The sequence below is a fragment of the Corynebacterium sp. MSK047 genome (genome assembly GCF_030232285.1).
GTDB lineage: Bacteria > Actinomycetota > Actinomycetes > Mycobacteriales > Mycobacteriaceae > Corynebacterium > Corynebacterium jeikeium_D.
Map to the genome: position 1 here is coordinate 1 of NZ_JASPJI010000003.1, position 18,868 is coordinate 18,868.

Here is an 18,868-nt window from a genome sequence, read left to right on the forward strand (position 1 = left end):
TATTTCGTTCGGCGGGTTTGCTTCACTACTTCTCCTGGTCGAAAGTGGTGATGCATTCACCGCCTGAACCTACCGGGACATTTTTGTCATAAACGTAGTCAGTAACTCGCATTGAGGACTAAGTAGTAAATGGTGCCGACCCGGTGGCACGCCGACCGGACACGCTTTTTGACTATTCGCCCTTGATGCCTGGCAACGATCGCCCAAGCAACAGGAAAGGGGCTCCAACCGAACGGTTGGAGCCCCTTAGCGTTCACACGCTAACTGGTGAAGACCAGTCAATGAGACCTACTTGAGAGCCTCTTCCAGCAGAGCCTTCTCCTCAATCTGGTGTACCTTAGCCACACCAGTTGCGGTGGAGGACTGTGCACGGCGGGAAACGCGGGTCAGCTTCGGCATATCCGGCAGAACCTCTGGGAGGTTCAGTGCCAGGAACGGCCATGGACCCTGGTTAGCCGGCTCATCCTGAACCCAGCGGACTTCCTCAAGATCCGGGTAGGACTCGAAGATGTCGCGGAGGCGGTTGTGCGGCAGCGGGTGCAGCATCTCCAGGCGAGCGATTGCAAGATCGTCGCGCTTGTCCTTCTTGCGCTTCTTCTCCAGCTCCCAGTAGATCTTGCCGGAGCAGAGCAGCAGGGTCTTGATGCCGGACTTGTCCTTGGACTCGAAGTTCGGGTCATCGATGACCGAGCGGAACTTGTTCGGGTTGGTGAAGTCCTCGACAGCAGACGCTGCCATCTTGTTGCGCAGCATTGACTTCGGCGAGAACACAACCAGCGGACGGTGCAGGTCGGACAGGACGTGGCGACGCAGCAGGTGGAAGTAGTTAGCCGGCTCGGACGGCTGAGCAACGGTGTAGGAGCCCTCGGCTGCGAGCTGCAGGAAGCGCTCGATACGTGCCGAAGAGTGGTCCGGGCCCATGCCCTCGTAGCCGTGCGGCAGCAGCAGGATCAGCTTGGAGGTCTGACCCCACTTGGCCTCGCCGGAGGAAACGTACTGGTCAATGGTGGTCTGAGCGCCGTTGGCGAAGTCACCGAACTGTGCTTCCCAGAACACTGCTGCGTCCGGGTTACCCAGGGTGTAGCCGTACTCGAAGCCCATGCCTGCGTACTCGGTCAGAGCCGAGTTGTAGATCATGAAGCGACCACCGTTCTTGGACTTACCGTAGGCGTCGATTGGGTTGTATTCCGAACCGTCCTCGGAGTCAATCAGAACTGCGTGGCGAGAGGTAAAGGTACCGCGGCGGACATCCTCACCTGCGAAGCGGACGTCGATGCCAGCACCGGTGAAGGAGCCGATTGCCAGCAGCTCGGCCATACCCCAGTCGATGCCACCTTCCTGAGTCATCTCCGCGCGCTTCTTAGCGACCGGCGCAACACGCGGGTGAATCTTGAAGCCCTCAGGGAGGTTGACGTAAGACTGACCAATCTCGACGATTTCAGCCTTCTCGATACCGGTCTTGAGGCCATGCGGCAGCGGCTGAGAACCGGCGATACCGGTCTGCTCGCCCGGCTTTGCGTCCTGAGCTGCGCGGACCTCGTTGAAGACAGCTTCCATCTGGTCATGGAAGTCTCGGCGTACTGCTTCGTACTCTTCCTCGGAAATATCACCGCGACCGATGAGGTCCTCGGTGTACTGAGCGCGAACGCTTTCCTTCTCGTCGATGATCTTGTACATCATCGGCTGAGTCATGGACGGGTCATCGGCCTCGTTGTGGCCGCGCTTGCGGTAGCAGACCAGGTCGATGAAGACGTCCTTGCCATAGCGGTTACGGTACTCAACAGCCAGCTGGCCGACCCAGACGACAGCCTCCGGGTCGTCACCGTTGACGTGGAAGACCGGGCAGCCGTATGCCTTGGCAATGTCGGTTGCGTAGTAGGAGGAGCGACCGGAGTCCGGCGAAGTGGTGAAGCCGATCTGGTTGTTCACCACGATGTGGACGGTACCGCCGACCTTGTAACCACGCAGGGACATGAGGTTCAGGGTCTCCTGGACAATGCCCAGGCCGGCGAAGGAAGCATCACCGTGCAGCAGCAGCGGCATGACGGAGTATCCCTCTTCGCCCTTGTTGATCTTGTCCTGGCGTGCACGAGCAAGACCCTCAACGACCGGGTTAACGGCCTCGAGGTGGGACGGGTTCGCAGTCAGAGTGACGTCAATCTCACCCTCGCCGAACATCTGGATGTGACGGCCAGTAGTACCCAGGTGGTACTTGACGTCACCAGAACCGCCGACCTGTGCCGGGTCGATGTTGCCCTCGAACTCGGTGAAGATCTGGCGCAGTGGCTTGCCGACGATGTTTGCGAGCACATTCAAGCGACCGCGGTGTGGCATACCGATGACGACCTCATCCAGACCAGCACCAGCAGCGGTGTCGATGGCGGAGTCCATCAGCGGAATCAGCGACTCTGCGCCCTCAAGGGAGAAGCGCTTCTGACCGACGTACTTGGTCTGCAGGAAGTTCTCGAAGGCCTCAGCGGCGTTCAGCTTCTGCAGGATGTACTTCTGCTCAGCGTGGGACGGCTTTGGCTGGCCGCCCTCAATGCGCTCTTCCAGCCACTCGCGCTCTTCGCGGTCGAGGATGTGAGCGTACTCGGAACCGACCTTGAGACAGTATGCGTTGCGTAGGCGAGAGAGGACCTCGCGCAGCGTCATCGTCTCCTTGCCACCGAAACCACCGACGTTGAAGGTACGGTCCAAATCCCACAGGGTCAGACCGTGCTCCTGGATATCCAGGTCGGCGTGGTTCGGAGCAGCAGTATTCGGCTGGTCGTAACGCAGCGGATCGATGTCAGCCAGCAAGTGACCGCGAGAGCGGTAGGCCTCAATCAGACGCATAACGCGAGTGTTCTTGTCGATACCCGTGTTTGGCAGGTCCTGTGCCCAACGAATTGGGGTGTAAGGAACGTGCATGGTCTCGAAGATGTGGTCCCAGAACTTGTCGTCGACGAGCAGGTTGCTCATCGTACGCAGGAACTCACCGGACTCTGCACCCTGGATAATGCGGTGATCGTACGTAGAGGTGATGGTCACCAGCTTGCCGATGCCCATCTCTGCCAGACGGTCCGCGGAAGCGCCGGCGAACTCAGCCGGGTAATCCATGGAACCGACACCGATAATCGCGCCCTGGCCCTTGGTCAGGCGCGGGACGGAGTGGCGAGTGCCGATACCGCCCGGGTTAGTCAGGGAAATGGTGACACCCTGGAAGTCCTTACCGGTCAGCTTGCCGTGGCGAGCACGAACGACGATGTCCTCGTAAGCGTCGACGAACTGCTTGAAGGTCAGGGTCTCACATTCGCGGATAGCGGCAACTACGAGCGAACGAGAGCCGTCCTTAGCTGGCATGTCAATGGCGAGGCCGAGGTTAATGTGCTCCGGGGTAACCAGAACTGGCTTGCCGTCAACAACCTTGTAGTTGTTGTTCATGTCCGGGTGGAGCATGACGGCCTTCACCATGGCGTAACCAATGATGTGAGTGAAGGAGATCTTGCCGCCGCGGGCGCGTGCCAGATGATTGTTAACCAGGGTGCGGTTTTCAAACATCAGACGTGCCGACATATCGCGAACCGACGTTGCAGTCGGCATCTCCAGGGAGACATCCATGTTCTTAGCGATAGCCCGTGCGACGCCCTTCAGAGGCTCCTCGCCGGATTCAACAGCCGAAACCTTGGCTGCTGCATCCATCGGGGACTTCTTCGGCTTCGGAGACGCCGGCTTGTTCGGGGTCTTAGTTGGTTCGACCCCCTTGGATTCACGACGTCCGGTTGCCTTAGCTTCCTCCTTCGTGGCTGCTGCGGGCTTTGCCATATCGGAAAGGTCCTCGCCCTTGTGGGACGGAGTGTGGGTTGCGAAGAATTCGCGCCATTCCTGACCCACAGATTGTGGATCCTTCTGGAATTGCTGGTACATCTCGTCGACCAGCCATTCGTTCTGGCCGAAGCTCATGTCGCTGCTCACGGCAGGTACTCGCCTCTTTTCGTCTTAGTTTTACTAACTCACGTTTATTCTAATTAGCGCAAGCGTCAAAGTGTCATTCAAGGATAACGAAAATTCTGAATTACTACACCGTCGCGCTCCCCATATGGTACTTGCTCCAGAGCTCTGCGTATTGGCCACCCGCCGCTAGAAGCTCATCATGGGAGCCGTCCTCGACAATACGCCCGTGGTCAAGTACCAAAATCCGGTTGGCCCGAGCCGCCGTAGCCAGGCGGTGGGCCACAATAATTGCCGAGCGTTGACGCGACGCACGGTCAGTGGCTTCAAGGATTGCCGACTCTGTTGCAGGGTCGAGTGTCGCGGTGGCTTCGTCGAGAAGCAGCAGTTCAGGATGCATCATTTCGGCACGAGCGAGTGCGATGAGCTGACGCTGTCCGGATGAGAGCCCTCGGCCATCTGGGCCGACGGGGTGGTGGAAGCCACCGGGCAGGCTGGCAATGGTGCTGAGGGCACCGACGTTTTTCGCGGCCTGCTGAATTTCAGCACGACTGCTGTCTGGCAAACCGTAGGAAATATTTGTTGCTACTGTCCCCGAAAACAGGTGTGATTCTTGGGGGACATAGCCGAGGGTGCGTCGCCAATCGTTAAGAGGGAAGTCGCGGATGTCAGTTTCGGAGGCTCGCACCACGCCGCCAACTGGGTCGTAGAAACGGGCAAACAACTTAATGATTGTTGATTTTCCGGCGCCGGTGGATCCGACAATTGCGACTGTTTCTCCGGCAGGAATCTGCAAATCGAGAGCATCGAGAACCTGCGGGCGTTCGTGCTCAGAGTCGGCGGCGGGGTAGGAGAAGGTCACCTTGTCTAAGCGCAGGTCGCCAGCAGCTGCGCGGGACGCGCCGTCAGTAGTGCCGTGATCTGGCATGGGGGCGGTCTGTAGGAGGTCACTAATGCGATTGAGGCCGACCTTCGCCTGCTGGTAGCCGTCGAAAACATGGGAAAGCTGTTGAATCGGGCCAAAGAGCATCCCCAGGTACAGCGTGAAGGCGACGAGTACGCCGGGCGTCGTGGTTCCCGAAGCAACCTGTTGGGCGCCGACAGCCAATACCGCGGCTGTAGCCAACTCAGAGACGAAGTTGATGCCGGGGAAGAATAGAGCCACGGCCAGCTGCGCTCGCTGACGAATTGCGCGGTATTTATCGGATTCCTCGGTAAAGGAAGATTCGATATCGGCGACGCGGTGGTACATCTGAATCTCGCGAAGCCCACCAATGGTCTCCTGAAAATCAGCGTTGACTGAGGAGAGCTGCTCGCGTGCAGCCTTGTATAGGCGCGAGGAGATTCGGCGGAATACCAGGGTGGCCACCACAATGATGGGAAGCGACGCCAACGCCACCGCGGCGAGTGACACCTGTGTGGCAAGCAACAGCGCCGTGACACCGAGCAGAGTAAACGCGGCGATAGCCCCTTCTGCCAGTCCCGTTTGCAGGAACGAGGAAAGCGCGTCGATGTCGGTTGTCATCCTGGTCATGATGACGCCCGAGCGATTGGCCTCGAAGTAGTTAATGCCAAGCGACTGCAGGTGACGGTAGCAGCGCACACGCAGGGCATAGAGCAGCCGCTCACCAGTGCGCGCAGTAATAACAGCATTTGTGGCTACGGCAAGCCAACTGATGAGGACCGTCGCCAAGCCACCTGCGGCGCAGGCCCACAGCACGGCCTCATTGTGCTCACTGATGCCGTGGTCAATGGCGTAGCGCACGAGCATGGGGAACGCCAGATCGGCAACGGCAATGAGGGCGAGCAGCGCAATGACACTTATAAATAGGCCGCGGACATAGGAGAGCAGCCGGCGCAGAGAAAAAAGCTCGGAGTTGTCGAGTGCCGCAGCGGGCACACGCGGTTTTTCGGTAGCGGGTGGGAGGTTTCGCACACGCTCGAGAAGCTCAGGCGTCGCAGGAGCATTGGCGAGAGCCGCCCCCATGCCACCACGACCGCCGCCGCGGCCACCGGGACCACCGGGACCACCTGGACCTCCTCCGGCTCGGCCTACCCCGCGGCTCATTTGAGAAGTGGCCCCTCTGGGAAGCCGCGAAGTAATGTCTGAAGTGGAGTCGTCAGGGGTTGGTGCGGATTCGTCGGGCCAGAGCTCCTCGGGGCTGGGGTCCTCACTGTCGATGGGGTCGAGAACGAGGTTTTCGATTTCGGGGTAGGCGCTCAGGTCGATGTCCATCAGCTCGGTGAAGCGCGGATGAGAAGTAATCAGTTCGGCCTTGGTTCCAATGCCGGTGATGGCACCATCTTCGAAAATGGCGATGTGGTCCGCCTGTTCGAGAGTGGAAGATCGATGCGCAACAATGACAATTGTCGTATCCGCCAGCTGTGAGGTCAGCGCGTTGAAGATTTCCAACTCTGTTACAGCATCGATTGCGGAGGTTGCGTCATCGAGAACCAAAACTCGAGGACGGGCAAGAAATGCCCGTGCTAACGCGACGCGTTGAGCTTGTCCGCCGGAGAGATTATGCCCCCGCTCGCCGATGGCTGTGTCCCACCCCTGAGGCAGGTCGTCGACGAAGTTGACCTGGGCGGCGGTCGCTGCGGCGTTAATCTCTTCCTGGGATGCCGCGGGGTTGGCGAATGCGATGTTCTCACGTAACGTGCCCGCAAATAGATAAGGAGTGTCCGGAACGACAGTAATAGCGTCATATACGTCGCTGGAAAGAATGCGTGCGGTATCTGTGGATGTGCCGTGGCTGGGCGCATCGATAGTGATAGTTCCCGAATCCGGCAGATAGTGACGGCCGAGTAGTTCTGTGGCGATAGTCTTTCCGGACCCCGGTGGGCCAATCAGCGCTAAGGTCGCACCTGGCGCGACGGAGAATGAGACATCGTCGATAAGCGTGTGTCCGCCACGGCTGTGAGTGACGTGGTTGAAGCTGATGCCAACAGGGCCGTCGGGGAGAGGAAGCGCGTCGGTGGGTTCGGGGTTGTCTGGTCGTGCGTCGATTACATCGGAAATGCGGTCGATGCTTGCCGACGTCAGCTGTATCGAGATGACCATGTTGGAGACCAGACGCGACAGGGCAGTCAGGCTGGTGAGATACGTGGCAAAAGCTACGAACGTGCCTAGAGTGATGTGCCCGTTAATCGCGAGCCAGCCACCGACCGCGATATTTCCGACGAGGGAGAGTTGAGGCAACGACTGCAGCGCCGGTTGGAATCGAGCGCTGAGTTTCGCCGCTCGCAGCCGGAGGGAATAGAGCAGCGACGAGTTACGCTCCATCTTCGCAACTTCGTTGTCACCTTGCGCAAACGCCTTGACAACGCGGATGCCGGAAACGGTTTCCTCGACTTGTCCGGCAATCTCGCCTGCTTGATGTTGGGCAGCCCAGGTTGCGGCATGGAGTTTGTCACGCGAATTCACTGCAATGTAGACAATCGCTGGCACCACGGCGAGGCCGACCAGTGTCAGGGGCAGCGAAAGGGCGAGCATGATGCCGATAGTGATGAACAGCTTGACGACGGATCCCAGCGTCAACGGCAACATCGCCAGTAGTCCGGACACTGCCTGGAGGTCGGAAATTGACCGCGATACAACCTGGCCAGTGTTGACTCGGTCTTGTGCCGGACCATCGAGGTTTTGTAGGGAGCGAAGGATCTTTAGTCGCAGGTCGTGCTGAACATCAATGGAGAGTTTGCCGGAGAAGAATCTGCGCCCCACCTGGGCGACGAAGCGTACTAACGCGATGGCCAGAAAGACGGAAATGACTGCCTGCAGGGGAGCTAGGGAAGGCAGTAGGCGCGCGGGGACACCGCCATCGGAAGAGCCCGTTGCCACATCAATGGCATCTCTAGTGAGAAGCGGAAGTACGGACTCCAGTCCGACAACGATTAGCGCTGCAACAACGACACCATAGAGCGGTAGTGGCCTGTGAAGAGACTGTTTCCACAAGAACTTCATGGGAGAGGTTCTGCGGGATTTGCTCTGGGTCATGGTGGGTACCGCTCTTCCATTGAAAAACGTCGCTGAAGGGTAATCGGAGTAAGAGGAACTACTTATTCTTCTCTTTCTTCGGCCACTTCAGTGCCGAGGGAATAGAGAACCTCGATGACTTTGAGTCCTTCTTCGAGTCCTCAGAGGTGTTGGATTTAGCCGGTAGCTTTCGTTCAAAGTCCGACCAATCCTGGGGAAGTGGGCCCAGAGATGCGCGAGTGGAGCTGATAAGAATGCCACCGAGCTTGCGGTTTGCGGAGGCCCCAACCACGGCGCCAATTCCGAATGGCAAAATCTTACCGATGATGGCCAGACGAGCGTTCTTCATCAAGCGCTTGCGTGCCTCGCGAATCAGCAGGCGGTTTGCTGCACCCAGCTGCGGAACGCCAAGCCGTGGCAGTAGAGAGTTCACGGAGGTTTTCGTCTGCTTCCGCAGTGATTCTTCGCCAAGCAGAGAAGCCATAATAGCTGTTCCCTCAGAACCACTCATGGCCGCAAGAATCAACGTGCGACGGCGTTGTGGATCGGTGATATCAATATTGCGCAGAGTTGCTGAGGCCAGTGTGTACCAGGCCGATGCTTCCAGGAACAGCAGTGATTCACCGGTAACTGCAGCTAGGCCCGTGATCATGCCGACGCCGGGAAGAACCGCGCTGCCGCCGGCAGCACCACCGGTGCCGGTGACCAGGTTGAGGTAGTGGGCATCAATACGTTCCTGCACTTGCGCCGGAGTTTCATCTTTTTTGCGCTTGTGCAGGGAACTCACGTAACCGGTGATGGCAGACGACTGCCAGCTCATAGTCTTATCCAGTGTTTGGATAAGAAGGGTTCCCAGTTTTCCGGCATCACGTTCGATGGCTTCGGGAGTTGAGTTCACTGCATCAGTTACTGTGCGAGTTGAATCCTTCTTCGTCTTTTTGAACAAAGTAGTAGACCTCCTAAACGGGTCCGTTGAGAGCCATATGCCCATATAAACACTACTGAGCTGTGGGGAAATTCCGTAGTTGGTGGAAAAATGGGCAGGTGTACGGCGACCACCAAAGTCGATAGATAGGGTGAGACTGGTGAACGATGTCACGCGGGGTGCCGCTTTGCCTCCCGAGTACTCCCAGCTATTGGCGGACTTTCCCCGGTTTTCCGCAGATGTCATTCCTCACGACGGTGCTGCGGATTGGCACCTTTCAACCGAAGCTGTAACTGCCGGAATTGAGGCCGGGAGAAAGCTGTTTCCCATGCCTGAGGTTGCGGGCGATACCCGTTTCCAAGCGCAGTTGTGGTGGTGGTCCATGTGCGGAGCATTGGTGGGGCCATCGCTGGCATGCGTGTTGGTTTCCGATCGAGTTCCAGTGTGGCAGTGGTCTTCTTGGTTCACATTTCTCCGAGATGACTATTGGGTTGGATTTCAAGCTCAACGGTTTGAAAGCATTTCCGCTGAGGATGCGGATGAGCTGAAGGATTCCGGCGAAGCACTGGCTCATTTCTTGGAGCCGTTGGCTCAGATCGTTGGAGAAGTCGGGGAAATCAAGCCTGCACCTCTTTGGGCCGTGGCTGCCGATGCCGTAGCTAACGCCGCAATATCCGCCGGTAATGAGCTGATGGAGCCCTGGCGCGGAGCGCTTATTGGCAAACATGTCGTTGAGGGAATACAGCGAGTACATCGGGTTCCTCTTCCTCGTTTCATGGATTCCTGTGGAGGCGAGGTGCGCCCCTGGGACGAAGCCGCCGCGGAATCGGGAGAAGAACCGGACTTCGATGTAGTTACTCACCTGGAGAGAGCTACTTGCTGCATGATTTATCACAGCCCAGACGCCGATCTGTGTGTCTCGTGTCCGAAACGTTCGCGTGAGGAACGTCATCAACTCTGGGCACGCTACTGAGCGCTCTGTTTTCGAGAATCGACAGCTGGCGGCCTGCCCCTCAACCGGCCGCGTTGGCGGCTTTGATGTAGCACGCGCACTGCCGGCGTGATCTTTCGCAGCAATTGCCGGGGGCATGAGCCGCCCCATGATTGCGCGTTTGTCGCTACGATTGGCTGCGGGTAGAGGCCAATTATCTTTCAAGGGAGGATTCCACCCATGAGCTTTTTCGAGCAGATTGCTGCGGCACTGGACCGCGAGGGCATTGAAAGTCGTGTCAACGATGACACCCTCTTCGTTCCCATTACCTCTGACCTGGAGGTTCAGTTCGTCACCATTGATGAGGACATCCCGGCTGCCGAAGTTTACGTAGCCGCTGCCGATGTGGATGATGAGGACGACGAGTTCGAAGCTGTTCTGGTCTCCGCTGTATTCTCCGTCGAAGACGCCGTCGCAGCAGTCGCTCACCATGTAGCTACTGACCAGGTTGTTGGCCTGCTTCGCACTCTGCTCGATGGCGACGATGACCGCATTGCTGACCTGGAGTTTGAACAGGACCCCGAAGAGGCAACTCTGGTTACCTCCGAAGTTGGTACCTCCTCGTTGGTACAGGTTTTGGTAACTGCCCACAACAACGAGCCCAGCGCACACGTCCGCTTCATCTCCCAGGACGCGAACTTGGACGACATCGTCGATCAGGCCATCGCGGAGTTCTGGGACTCGGACACCGAAACGGTTCTCACCGATGATGACCGTCGCAAAATGTTCGCTGACCTCTACTCTGACATCCAGACCTTGCGCAATGAGGTTCTGACACTGGGCACCTTCAAGGACTTTGACAAGCTGATGGATGTCCTTGCGCTCGTGGTGGACCGCGCAGAGGAATGGGAAGATCAGCTGGCACCCGTTGATGACGGGTATGCAGAGTACATCTACTCTGATCACGTTGCCTCCTTGGACGAGGATGATGACGACGAGGACGATGATGACCTCTACGACGATGGCGACTATGACGACGAGGACGACGAAGAAGGCGATGACAGCGAGTAGCCGTACTGCGGCAGTGCGGTGACCAGTGCTAAGCCGCTGATGGGCGAGAAGAAAAGAGCTCGCTAGGACACGGCAGTGGCCGCGCGTCCCTGGTGCCAATCCAGCTATAACGGCGCCCGGGGAGTGCGAGGTCAGTGCCGTTTTCGTGTATCTTGCTGCAGTCCTGCGCTCGATGGAGAGCCTCAGCCACAGCCCGAGTACGTCGGCGGTTTTCTTCCCGCGTCCGATTCGAACCGCCAATTCCGCGGAGGACTACCTCCGATGAGGATTCCACCTTGACGGAAACGGAGTACATGAACATGGGCTCATCCTTCAGGATGAAGTATTCCGCGTGCACGTCGGCAAGCTGAGAGACTAGTGCGCGAGGAAGCGCTATCCGCGACGCTCGGACGGTGACCACAGGCCCGTCGGGAAGCGAGAAGGTGTGATCCAGCGCGCCGGGCGAATGCCTTCGGCCGATGGTTGGGTGGCAGAGGATGGTGCGGATGAGGTCGAGGTCTTCAGAACATTCTGCACGGTAGGTGCCGGATAGCGGGGGAAGGGCGAGGCGGCGATGAATGGGAAACTCGTTTGTTGTACTCATGGCTCACAAGTTATCGAACACCCCGGACTTATTTTTTCGAACGCCTAGAACTCGTGTTCGAAATAAGATTAGTATCAGTGGGCTACCCAAGTGGGGGTAGTCAATTGGCTAGGTGTCTGGTGTTATTGCAGGGACGCGTGGGGTTGTGGAAACGATTCGATAACGACTTTTGTAAAAGCCCAAGAGTCTGAGAAAACACTATTTCCGGGGGTGGGGTGGTGGATTAGTGTGAGTAGTGGCCCTAAAGAAAAACTAAAAATCTGAAAGATTCGTCTCAATGAAGCACGCAAGAAGTCGACTGGCGGTAGCGGCTTTCGCAGCACTTTTGTCCTTGGTGGCCCCGGTCGCTGCACATGCTGTCGTGGTTGGTCCGGGTGACCCGATTCGAACACCCATGGAGGGAAGTCCGTGGGATGGGTATCGAAATATCAACTCGCCGATGTGTTCGGCGGGTGTTCCGGGGACGGTGACGGACCGCAACGGGGAGAAGCATCGGGTCATGTTGACCGCAGGGCACTGCCTGAATGATGCTCCGGATGTGGGTCTGCCAATCGTCACTGGTGAGGTGTATGTGCCAACCACTGAAGGTGATAAGCGCATTGGTACCGCAGGTGCCCATCGTTGGGAATTGCCGCAGGAAGATGCCGGACTGGAGTCGTTGCCGGCAGGCTTTAATGGCGCGGACTACGGAATAATCAACCTGGATCCGGACGTAGAGACTACCGGCGCAAGTTACTCCATTGATGAAAACGGTCAGAGCTACGGGGAGCCCGTAATGATGACTGGCATTCAGGACAATGAAGACCTGCCGCGTGGCGAAGTCTCCTTCGATAATTTTGGCAAGCCTATCTGTAAGGACGGTATGCGCACCGGACGTGCCTGCGGATACCAGGTATTCCGAGCTCGAAACGGTATCTGGACGGTTGGTATTGGCGTTGACCATGGCGATTCTGGCGGAAACGCCTATGATCCGACCACTAAAGAAGTTGTTGGTGTGAATTCGATGACCTTCGGTCCGGTCTCGCGTGTGATGCCCGCAGATATTGCCATTCAGGAGGCCTACGGTATTCCCGACGGTCAAGTAAACGACCACTTCGAGGTATCGGATTCCACGGCTCAGCGCGACTCCACCTATCGCACCCTCAACGAGGATATGGCGGCGGATCAGGAGTATGCCCGGGCGCAGGATTCACAGGATTCACAGGAAGGTTCTGTACCGCAGCTAGTCGATCTCGTGGACCAGTTGCCGCAGCTGCCGCAACTCCCTGAGCTGCCACAATCGCCCCAATTGTCACAATCGTCACAGCCTTTTGAGCTACCTCAGTTGGCAGAAATTCAGCTTCCAAGCTTTGAGGGCTAGCACCAGTCTGAGAATCTGACAAAAATCACCCCCGAAACGTTAAGAGAGCCAGAATCATCCTCGTTGGATGGTTCTGGCTCTTGCATTGCTGTTGAGCAAACTTTTTGATGTCTAATGAGTCTGAAATGAAGACGAATGAGCGGTTTCTCGGCTGAGGATTTCACCCTAGGTTTCATTTTTGGAGAGATTTGTAAAGGTGTCCCTAATACACTGAGTGGGACAAGTTTTCTGTACAGAAATGGAGTAGCGCACACTATGGCCAGTTCTAAGAAGGTCGCCACACTCACGGCTGCACTGTCGGTCGCTGCAGGTGGCTTTGTGCCCGGAATTACGGTAGCCGAGGCTGCGCCGGCGAACTCGGATGTTGTCATCGGCCCGGGCTCGCCGTTGCGAATGCCGTTCCCGAGCAGCAAGAACATCGACGGACGTCATGTCCAGTCCCCGATGTGCTCGCTGGGAGTTCCTGGCACCGTTGTGGATCAGAATGGTGTTTCGCATCGCGTCATCATGACTGCCGGCCACTGTGTTGTGGCGAAGGATACTGAAACCGGCGAAGAGGTCACCGGCCAGTTCTTCATCCCAACCAAGGATGGCGACAAGCTGGTCAACAAGGACTACATGGGCACCGACGTCATGCCAGAAGAGGATGACTTCGACGAAAACACCACTATGCCGGAGTTCTTCAACGAGCTCTTCAATAGCGGTGACTACGGCATCATTGAGGTCCAGGACGACATCAAGACCACCTCCATGTCCCACTCTGTGGATGAGTTCGGTAACGTCCACGGCGAGCCGGTTCAGATTGTCGGTATCGAGGACAAGCGCACTCTCGACCCGATGGAGATTTCCGTCGACAACTTCGGTGAGCCCGTGTGCACCGACGGTTCCCGTACTGGTCGCGGCTGCGGTTTCCAGGTCTTCCGCGTCCGCAACGGTGTCTGGGCCATCGCTCCGATTGACCACGGCGATTCGGGTGGAAACGCCTACAACCCGGAGACCCGCGAGGCCATTGGCGTCAACTCCATGGGTATTGGTCCGCTGAGCCGCTTCCAGCCGATTGACGTTGCTCTTGAAGAGCAGTACGACATCCCAGACGGCCAGGTTAACGAGCGCTTCAAGGTAGAGACCTCCACTGAACCGCAGTCTGAGTTCCGCACGATTGACGAGGACGTTCAGTACACCAACCAGCACGTCCCGCAGGAAGAGCCGGATTTGGGCCCGATTGGCGAGCTGCTTCCAGAGGGCGTCGAGGTCCCGCCGGAGATTGCCGACATCATCTCGGAGAGCCCAGCTCTCCCGGAGCTGCCCATTCCGGAGCTGTCGGGGTCGACCGCTCAGGCAACACAGGCTGTCAGCAACCTCTCCTCGCAGGCAGGTCTTCCGAGCCTGTTCTAATCAGGTCACTGCAGTCTCGTAGATAGAGCGTTCGCTTTACGACGCTCCGTTTAACCCCCTATTCCGGCACTGTGGCGGAGTAGGGGGTTTGTGGCTTAAGGTCCTTAACTATGCAAAAGATAACCAATGCTGCCGATTCAGAGGTTGAAAAGGTAAAGGCGCTAATTCGTGAAGCGGATCCAGAAGGGGATCGGTTTGCAAAGGTTTTTAGGGAAACCTATTACTTGCTCTATAACGGCCAGAAAACAGGGCGTTACCGCTGGGAACAGCTTTACAAGACTGAGAAGACTCATTTTGGAACATTGATTGAAATCGCTATCCGTCATGAGTTTGCGGAGATCATCGATGACGGCATACAGAAACATCTTGATTATCGGATCGCTGGAATTGACGTAGACTGCAAATTTTCCATGAATAAGGGATCATGGATGATCCCGGTGGAGGCTGAAAACGAGATTATTATTGGACTCCATTCCTCTGATGAGGATTCCTGTTTCAGCGTTTGTGTCGAGCGAGCTTCGTCGGACAAATTGACGAAAGGCGGGAATCGTGACCGGAAGCGGACGTTTACACAGGCGGCTCGATCTGGAATTGACTGGATTTTTGATGACGCTCCGTTGCCCGTAAATCGATTGCTTCATTTGTCGGGGAGCGCTCGCGAGAAGATCTTTGCCAATAAATCGGGACAAAAGCGAGTTAACGAGTTTTTCCGGCAGGCGCTCGGGTTGGTCATCAATCGAGAAGATATTGCAACGGTGGCGAAGCAGCGTGACTATATGAAGCGTGTACGCGGCAATGGTGGCGCGCGTACAGCTCTGGCTGCTGAGGGCATAATTATCTTGACCGGAAAGTATATGCGGCAGATGGAAATCGCGAAGCAGTTGGCTGGTGTGAAACTGCGTTCCGATGAGTTAATTGCGCTGAGAGTTGTGTCGGTTGGTGATTCTCATCGTGGTAGGGCTCCTGTGGAAATTGACGGTCAGTTTTGGCGAGTAGCCTCGAGCGCTGACCCAGTGGTGCAGGCACCAATTTCATTCTGATCAGGTATGTTGACCGTAAAATCTCTCTGGGTAGTAGGGTAGAAGGCGTTATCAAGCAAGGTATCGAATGGATGTTCGAATTGTGTTTCGTGGTGGATCCTGAGCATCGGATAGCTTCCAGTTCGAAGGACCATTGGTTGGCGATGTAGGAGGTGGCGTTTGAGATGAGTGGGTTCACATCGCTAGAGATTTGCGCCGGTGCTGGTGGCCAAGCTTTGGGGCTTGAGCAGGCTGGTTTCTATCACGTATGCACCGTAGAAAACGACCGAGATGCCTGTAATACGCTGCGTTTGAATAGGGACAATGATCTCGTTGCAGCAAAACAGCGTTGGAATGTTTGCGAGGACGATGTCCACAATTTAAACGGTGCAGATTTCAAAGGCGTAGATCTAGTGGCTGGTGGTGTGCCTTGCCCGCCGTTTTCAATTGCCGGAAAGCAACTCGGGGCTGATGACGAGCGAGATCTTTTCCCCAAAGCGCTTGAAATTATCGCTTTGGCTGATCCGAAAGCAGTGCTCTTGGAGAACGTGAAGGGGTTGTCACAACCGCGGTTTAAAAATTACCGAGAGTCTGTTCTTAACGAACTCTACCGGCTTGGATATGAACCACATTGGCGATTGATTTATGCTTCAGAACACGGTGTTCCGCAGCTTCGTCCTCGATTTGTGTTGGTAGCTGTGAAACAGGAGTATGCTCCATTTTTCCACTGGCCTGAACCGCAAGGTGAAGCCCCGACAGTAGGTGAAACGCTATATGCGGAGATGGCTTCGCAAGGGTGGCCAGGAGCGGAAAGCTGGGCAGCTCGTGCGAATAAAATTGCGCCGACTCTCGTTGGTGGATCTAAGAAGCATGGTGGCCCAGATGTCGGTCCTTCGCGTGCAAGAGAAGCATGGGCCAAGCTAGGGGTTAAGGGGTCGTCAATTGCGGAGTATCCGCCTGCCGCTGATGATCCAGTGGATCAACCCCCACGGCTTACAGTTGCCATGGGTGCTCTAATTCAAGGTTTTCCACCGGAGTGGAAAATTTCTGGAAAGAAAACTGCTGCCTGGAGACAGGTCGGAAACGCATTTCCGCCTCCCGTAGCAAGAGCATTGGGAACTTCGATTTCAAATGCACTAAATAAGAACGCAGCACAGGTGCCGATTCAAGAGGCCATGGTTGTATAAGAGTCGAATCTCTTATTGAAATCGGTCAACTGAGCAAGAAAGGACCGTTACCTTGTCAGCTTCCCGTTCGCGCGACCTGCTTCGTCGTAAAGCAAAGTGCGAATCTCAGCCGGATATCGCATCGGAGGTGGGAAGCAAACCACAAGGTCTGGATCCTCGGCAGGGTGAATTAGACGGGACTAAACAGCCGATTCCGCGAGAGATTTGGATTCTGGTCAGCGCTGCGTTCATCATTGCGCTGGGCTTTGGGCTAATCGCGCCAATCTTGCCGCAGTACGCGCGCAGTTTCGATGTGGGTGTGTTCGCGGCCAGCTTCGTGGTCAGTTCGTTCTCCATTTTCCGGCTTATCTTCGCACCGGCATCGGGCTCACTGGTAGAGAAGCTCGGATATCGGCGCACGTACCTAACCGGCATCAGCATCGTCGCAATCTCAACTTTGCTTGTCGGTGTCGCGCAGACATATTGGCAACTGCTGGCGTTCCGCGCGCTCGGAGGCATCGGTTCGACGATGTTCACGGTCTCGGCAATGGGGCTAATTGTGCGGATTTCACCGCCGGAGATCCGCGGTAAGAGCTCGGCCGCCTACGGTACAGCCTTCCTGTTGGGCAATGTCTTTGGCCCAATCATTGGTGCTGCAATGGGCGCATGGGGCATGCGGGTGCCGTTTTTCATCTACGGTGGGGCGCTGATCGTGGCAACGATTGTGGTCGGCATGTCGCTGAGTGCGGAGCATCTTCGCCACGTAGTGCCAAAGCGCACGACCCCGGTGCTGAGGTTCTCCGAGGCAATCCGTGACTCGGCATATCGAAGCGCACTAGTCGGAGCCTTCGCCAACGGTTGGTCGAACTTCGGTGTGCGCGTCGCGATTGTCCCGCTGTTCGCCGCGGCAACGTTTTCCCATGTTGGCACCCCAGAACCGGGCAGCGGTGGGGCAGTAGCCGCCACTGCCACAGCTGGTTTCGCGCTGACGGCCTTCGCGCTCGGCAATGTCACGGCACTGCAGTTTTCCGGCCGTCTCTCCGACCGCATCGGCCGTCGCCCTCTGCTCATCACGGGCCTGTTCATCAACGGCGTGTTCACGGGCGCTATCGGATTTAGCAGCGGTGCCATTCCGCTACTGATTCTCTCAGTCCTCGCCGGCTTCGGCGCTGGCATGATCAATCCATCGCAGCAGGCTGTGCTTGCCGACGTCATCGGCGCCAACCGCCAAGGTGGAAAGGTGCTCGCCAGTTTCCAGATGGCTCAGGACTTCGGAGCGATCTCTGGCCCGCTGATTGTCGGCGCAATTGTGGATGCCGCAGGGTTCAAGGCCGGTTTCTTTGTTTGCGGTGTCATTTCGCTGGTCGCAATGGTGGGCTGGATCTTCGGGCGAGAGACTCTACCAGCCCACTCGTCGAACAGCGGAGCCAAAGAAGCCAAAGCGAAAACAGCTTAAGCAGAAGCGGATTCGCTAGTTTCCTTGCCTTCATCGAGCTTTCGGCAAATAGCCACGTAGATTGCGCCAGTGATGTTGTGCACCACAGCGGCCACCGCGCCGGGAAGCGCTGCCTCCGGGGTAAAGAACTTCGCTGCCATACCGGAGGACAGACCCGCGGATTGCGTGCCGACCTCCACGGCCACCGTGCGCTTGCCCGCAGTTGGCATCCCGACCAGCTGGCCTGCAAAGAAGCCGAGCACGTAGCCCAGAACGTTGTGGATGATCACAGCCACAAACACAATCAGGCCAATGTTCGCTAGGCTCTCTGCGTTCTTGGCTACGGCACCGAAGACCACGCCACCGATACCGAGGATAGAAATCCACGGCAGAATCGGCAGGATCTTATTAATAAACGAGCCGGCCACAACGCGAATAACCAGGCCACCAACCACAGGCAGGAGGACTGTCTGGCAGAGGCTCCACGCCATCCCGAGGCCGTCGACCTCCGTGTGCGCGTCGGCAAGCACGAGCATGAGAAATGGCGTCATGATTGGCGAAACTAGCGTCGACACGCTGGTCATCGCGACGGACAGCGCGACGTCACCGCGTGCTAGGTAAGCGATGACGTTCGACGAGGTGCCGCCGGGGACGGATCCCAGCATCAGCAGGCCGACGGCGAGTGCCGGGTTGAGTCCGAGGACTTTAGCCACGGCAATCGCCAGCAGTGGCATGATGCGCAAACTGCGCAATGACGCCGAAGAGAATCGCCAACGGGCGCTTAGCGACCTGCTTAAAGTCCGGGATGGTCAGGGTGAGGCCCATCGCGAACATGATGATCATCAGGAAGTACGTGATGTAATCCGTCAGCGGAGTAAACGGGGCGGGGAAGAAGAATGCCAGCGCCGAACCCGCCAAAATAAAGCCCGGAAACCCGAGAACTTCAATCATTGCCGAGAGCTTCGACGGCTGTGTATCCGGCTGCCCGCCATTCCCAGAAAACTCGTCGGGATAATGTGGTTTTAGCGGGGACTGCCGGGGCGATGACGGCTGCGGTTCAGATGAATTACTATT

At 57.0% G+C, this 18,868-nt stretch carries 11 protein-coding genes and 1 pseudogene; 7 read left to right on the top strand and 5 right to left on the bottom strand.

The window, feature by feature from the left end:
* Window positions 1-288: 288 nt before the first annotated feature.
* From QP981_RS01465 to QP981_RS01475, 3 genes are all read right to left on the bottom strand, one after another.
* Window positions 289-3,957, bottom strand: coding sequence for a multifunctional oxoglutarate decarboxylase/oxoglutarate dehydrogenase thiamine pyrophosphate-binding subunit/dihydrolipoyllysine-residue succinyltransferase subunit (locus tag QP981_RS01465; protein ID WP_284857366.1), 3,669 nt, complete (start codon window positions 3,955-3,957; stop codon window positions 289-291).
* Between the two features lie 103 nt (window positions 3,958-4,060).
* Complete coding sequence (locus QP981_RS01470; RefSeq protein WP_284869998.1) at window positions 4,061-7,930, bottom strand: ABC transporter ATP-binding protein; 3,870 nt, start codon at window positions 7,928-7,930, stop codon at window positions 4,061-4,063.
* Window positions 7,931-7,988: 58 nt separating this feature from the next.
* Window positions 7,989-8,807 carry a hypothetical protein gene (locus tag QP981_RS01475; protein ID WP_284857363.1) on the bottom strand — a complete coding sequence of 273 codons (819 nt, stop codon included), beginning with the start codon at window positions 8,805-8,807 and terminating at the stop codon, window positions 7,989-7,991.
* 187 nt (window positions 8,808-8,994) lie between these two features.
* On the opposite strand from QP981_RS01475, the gene QP981_RS01480 reads away from it, so the two are divergent.
* Together QP981_RS01480 and QP981_RS01485 are read left to right on the top strand one after the other, a co-directional pair.
* The gene (locus QP981_RS01480; protein ID WP_284857362.1) at window positions 8,995-9,807 is read left to right on the top strand and encodes a (2Fe-2S)-binding protein; all 813 of its coding nucleotides are present in this window, start codon (window positions 8,995-8,997) and stop codon (window positions 9,805-9,807) included.
* Between the two features lie 198 nt (window positions 9,808-10,005).
* Window positions 10,006-10,836 carry a hypothetical protein gene (locus QP981_RS01485; protein WP_070601567.1) on the top strand — a complete coding sequence of 277 codons (831 nt, stop codon included), beginning with the start codon at window positions 10,006-10,008 and terminating at the stop codon, window positions 10,834-10,836.
* 28 nt (window positions 10,837-10,864) lie between these two features.
* Here the strand turns inward: QP981_RS01485 and QP981_RS01490 are convergent, their stop codons facing one another.
* A complete protein-coding gene (locus QP981_RS01490; RefSeq protein ID WP_284857360.1) occupies window positions 10,865-11,419 on the bottom strand; it encodes a hypothetical protein in 555 nt (184 codons plus the stop codon).
* 277 nt (window positions 11,420-11,696) lie between these two features.
* Here QP981_RS01490 and QP981_RS01495 point away from each other — a divergent pair, with 277 nt between their 5' ends.
* The 5 genes from QP981_RS01495 to QP981_RS01515 all read left to right on the top strand — a co-directional run bounded on the left by QP981_RS01495 (window position 11,697) and on the right by QP981_RS01515 (window position 17,815).
* Complete coding sequence (locus QP981_RS01495; protein ID WP_284857359.1) at window positions 11,697-12,779, top strand: chymotrypsin family serine protease; 1,083 nt, start codon at window positions 11,697-11,699, stop codon at window positions 12,777-12,779.
* Window positions 12,780-13,034: 255 nt separating this feature from the next.
* Window positions 13,035-14,174 carry a trypsin-like serine protease gene (locus tag QP981_RS01500; RefSeq protein ID WP_284857358.1) on the top strand — a complete coding sequence of 380 codons (1,140 nt, stop codon included), beginning with the start codon at window positions 13,035-13,037 and terminating at the stop codon, window positions 14,172-14,174.
* 110 nt (window positions 14,175-14,284) lie between these two features.
* Window positions 14,285-15,214 (top strand): NaeI family type II restriction endonuclease, encoded by a 930-nt coding sequence (locus QP981_RS01505; protein ID WP_284857357.1) that lies wholly within the window; start codon window positions 14,285-14,287, stop codon window positions 15,212-15,214.
* 164 nt (window positions 15,215-15,378) lie between these two features.
* Window positions 15,379-16,380, top strand: a complete 1,002-nt coding sequence (locus tag QP981_RS01510) for a DNA cytosine methyltransferase (RefSeq protein WP_284857356.1) — start codon at window positions 15,379-15,381, stop codon at window positions 16,378-16,380.
* 52 nt (window positions 16,381-16,432) lie between these two features.
* Entirely contained in the window at window positions 16,433-17,815 is a 1,383-nt protein-coding gene (locus tag QP981_RS01515) for an MFS transporter (RefSeq protein WP_502869548.1), read from the top strand.
* On the opposite strand, the pseudogene QP981_RS01520 reads toward QP981_RS01515, so the two are convergent.
* Window positions 17,812-18,745, bottom strand: a pseudogene (locus QP981_RS01520) (bile acid:sodium symporter family protein). The gene QP981_RS01515 and the pseudogene QP981_RS01520 sit on opposite strands and share 4 nt — an antisense overlap.
* Between the last annotated feature and the right edge of the window lie 123 nt (window positions 18,746-18,868).

Coding starts and splice junctions, on each gene's coding strand:
- QP981_RS01470 (WP_284869998.1), bottom strand. CDS start 7,930: ATGACCCAGAGCAAATCCCGCAGAACCTCTCCCATGAAGTTCTTGTGG.
- QP981_RS01485 (WP_070601567.1), top strand. CDS start 10,006: ATGAGCTTTTTCGAGCAGATTGCTGCGGCACTGGACCGCGAGGGCATT.
- QP981_RS01490 (WP_284857360.1), bottom strand. CDS start 11,419: ATGAGTACAACAAACGAGTTTCCCATTCATCGCCGCCTCGCCCTTCCC.
- QP981_RS01495 (WP_284857359.1), top strand. CDS start 11,697: ATGAAGCACGCAAGAAGTCGACTGGCGGTAGCGGCTTTCGCAGCACTT.
- QP981_RS01500 (WP_284857358.1), top strand. CDS start 13,035: ATGGCCAGTTCTAAGAAGGTCGCCACACTCACGGCTGCACTGTCGGTC.
- QP981_RS01505 (WP_284857357.1), top strand. CDS start 14,285: ATGCAAAAGATAACCAATGCTGCCGATTCAGAGGTTGAAAAGGTAAAG.
- QP981_RS01510 (WP_284857356.1), top strand. CDS start 15,379: ATGAGTGGGTTCACATCGCTAGAGATTTGCGCCGGTGCTGGTGGCCAA.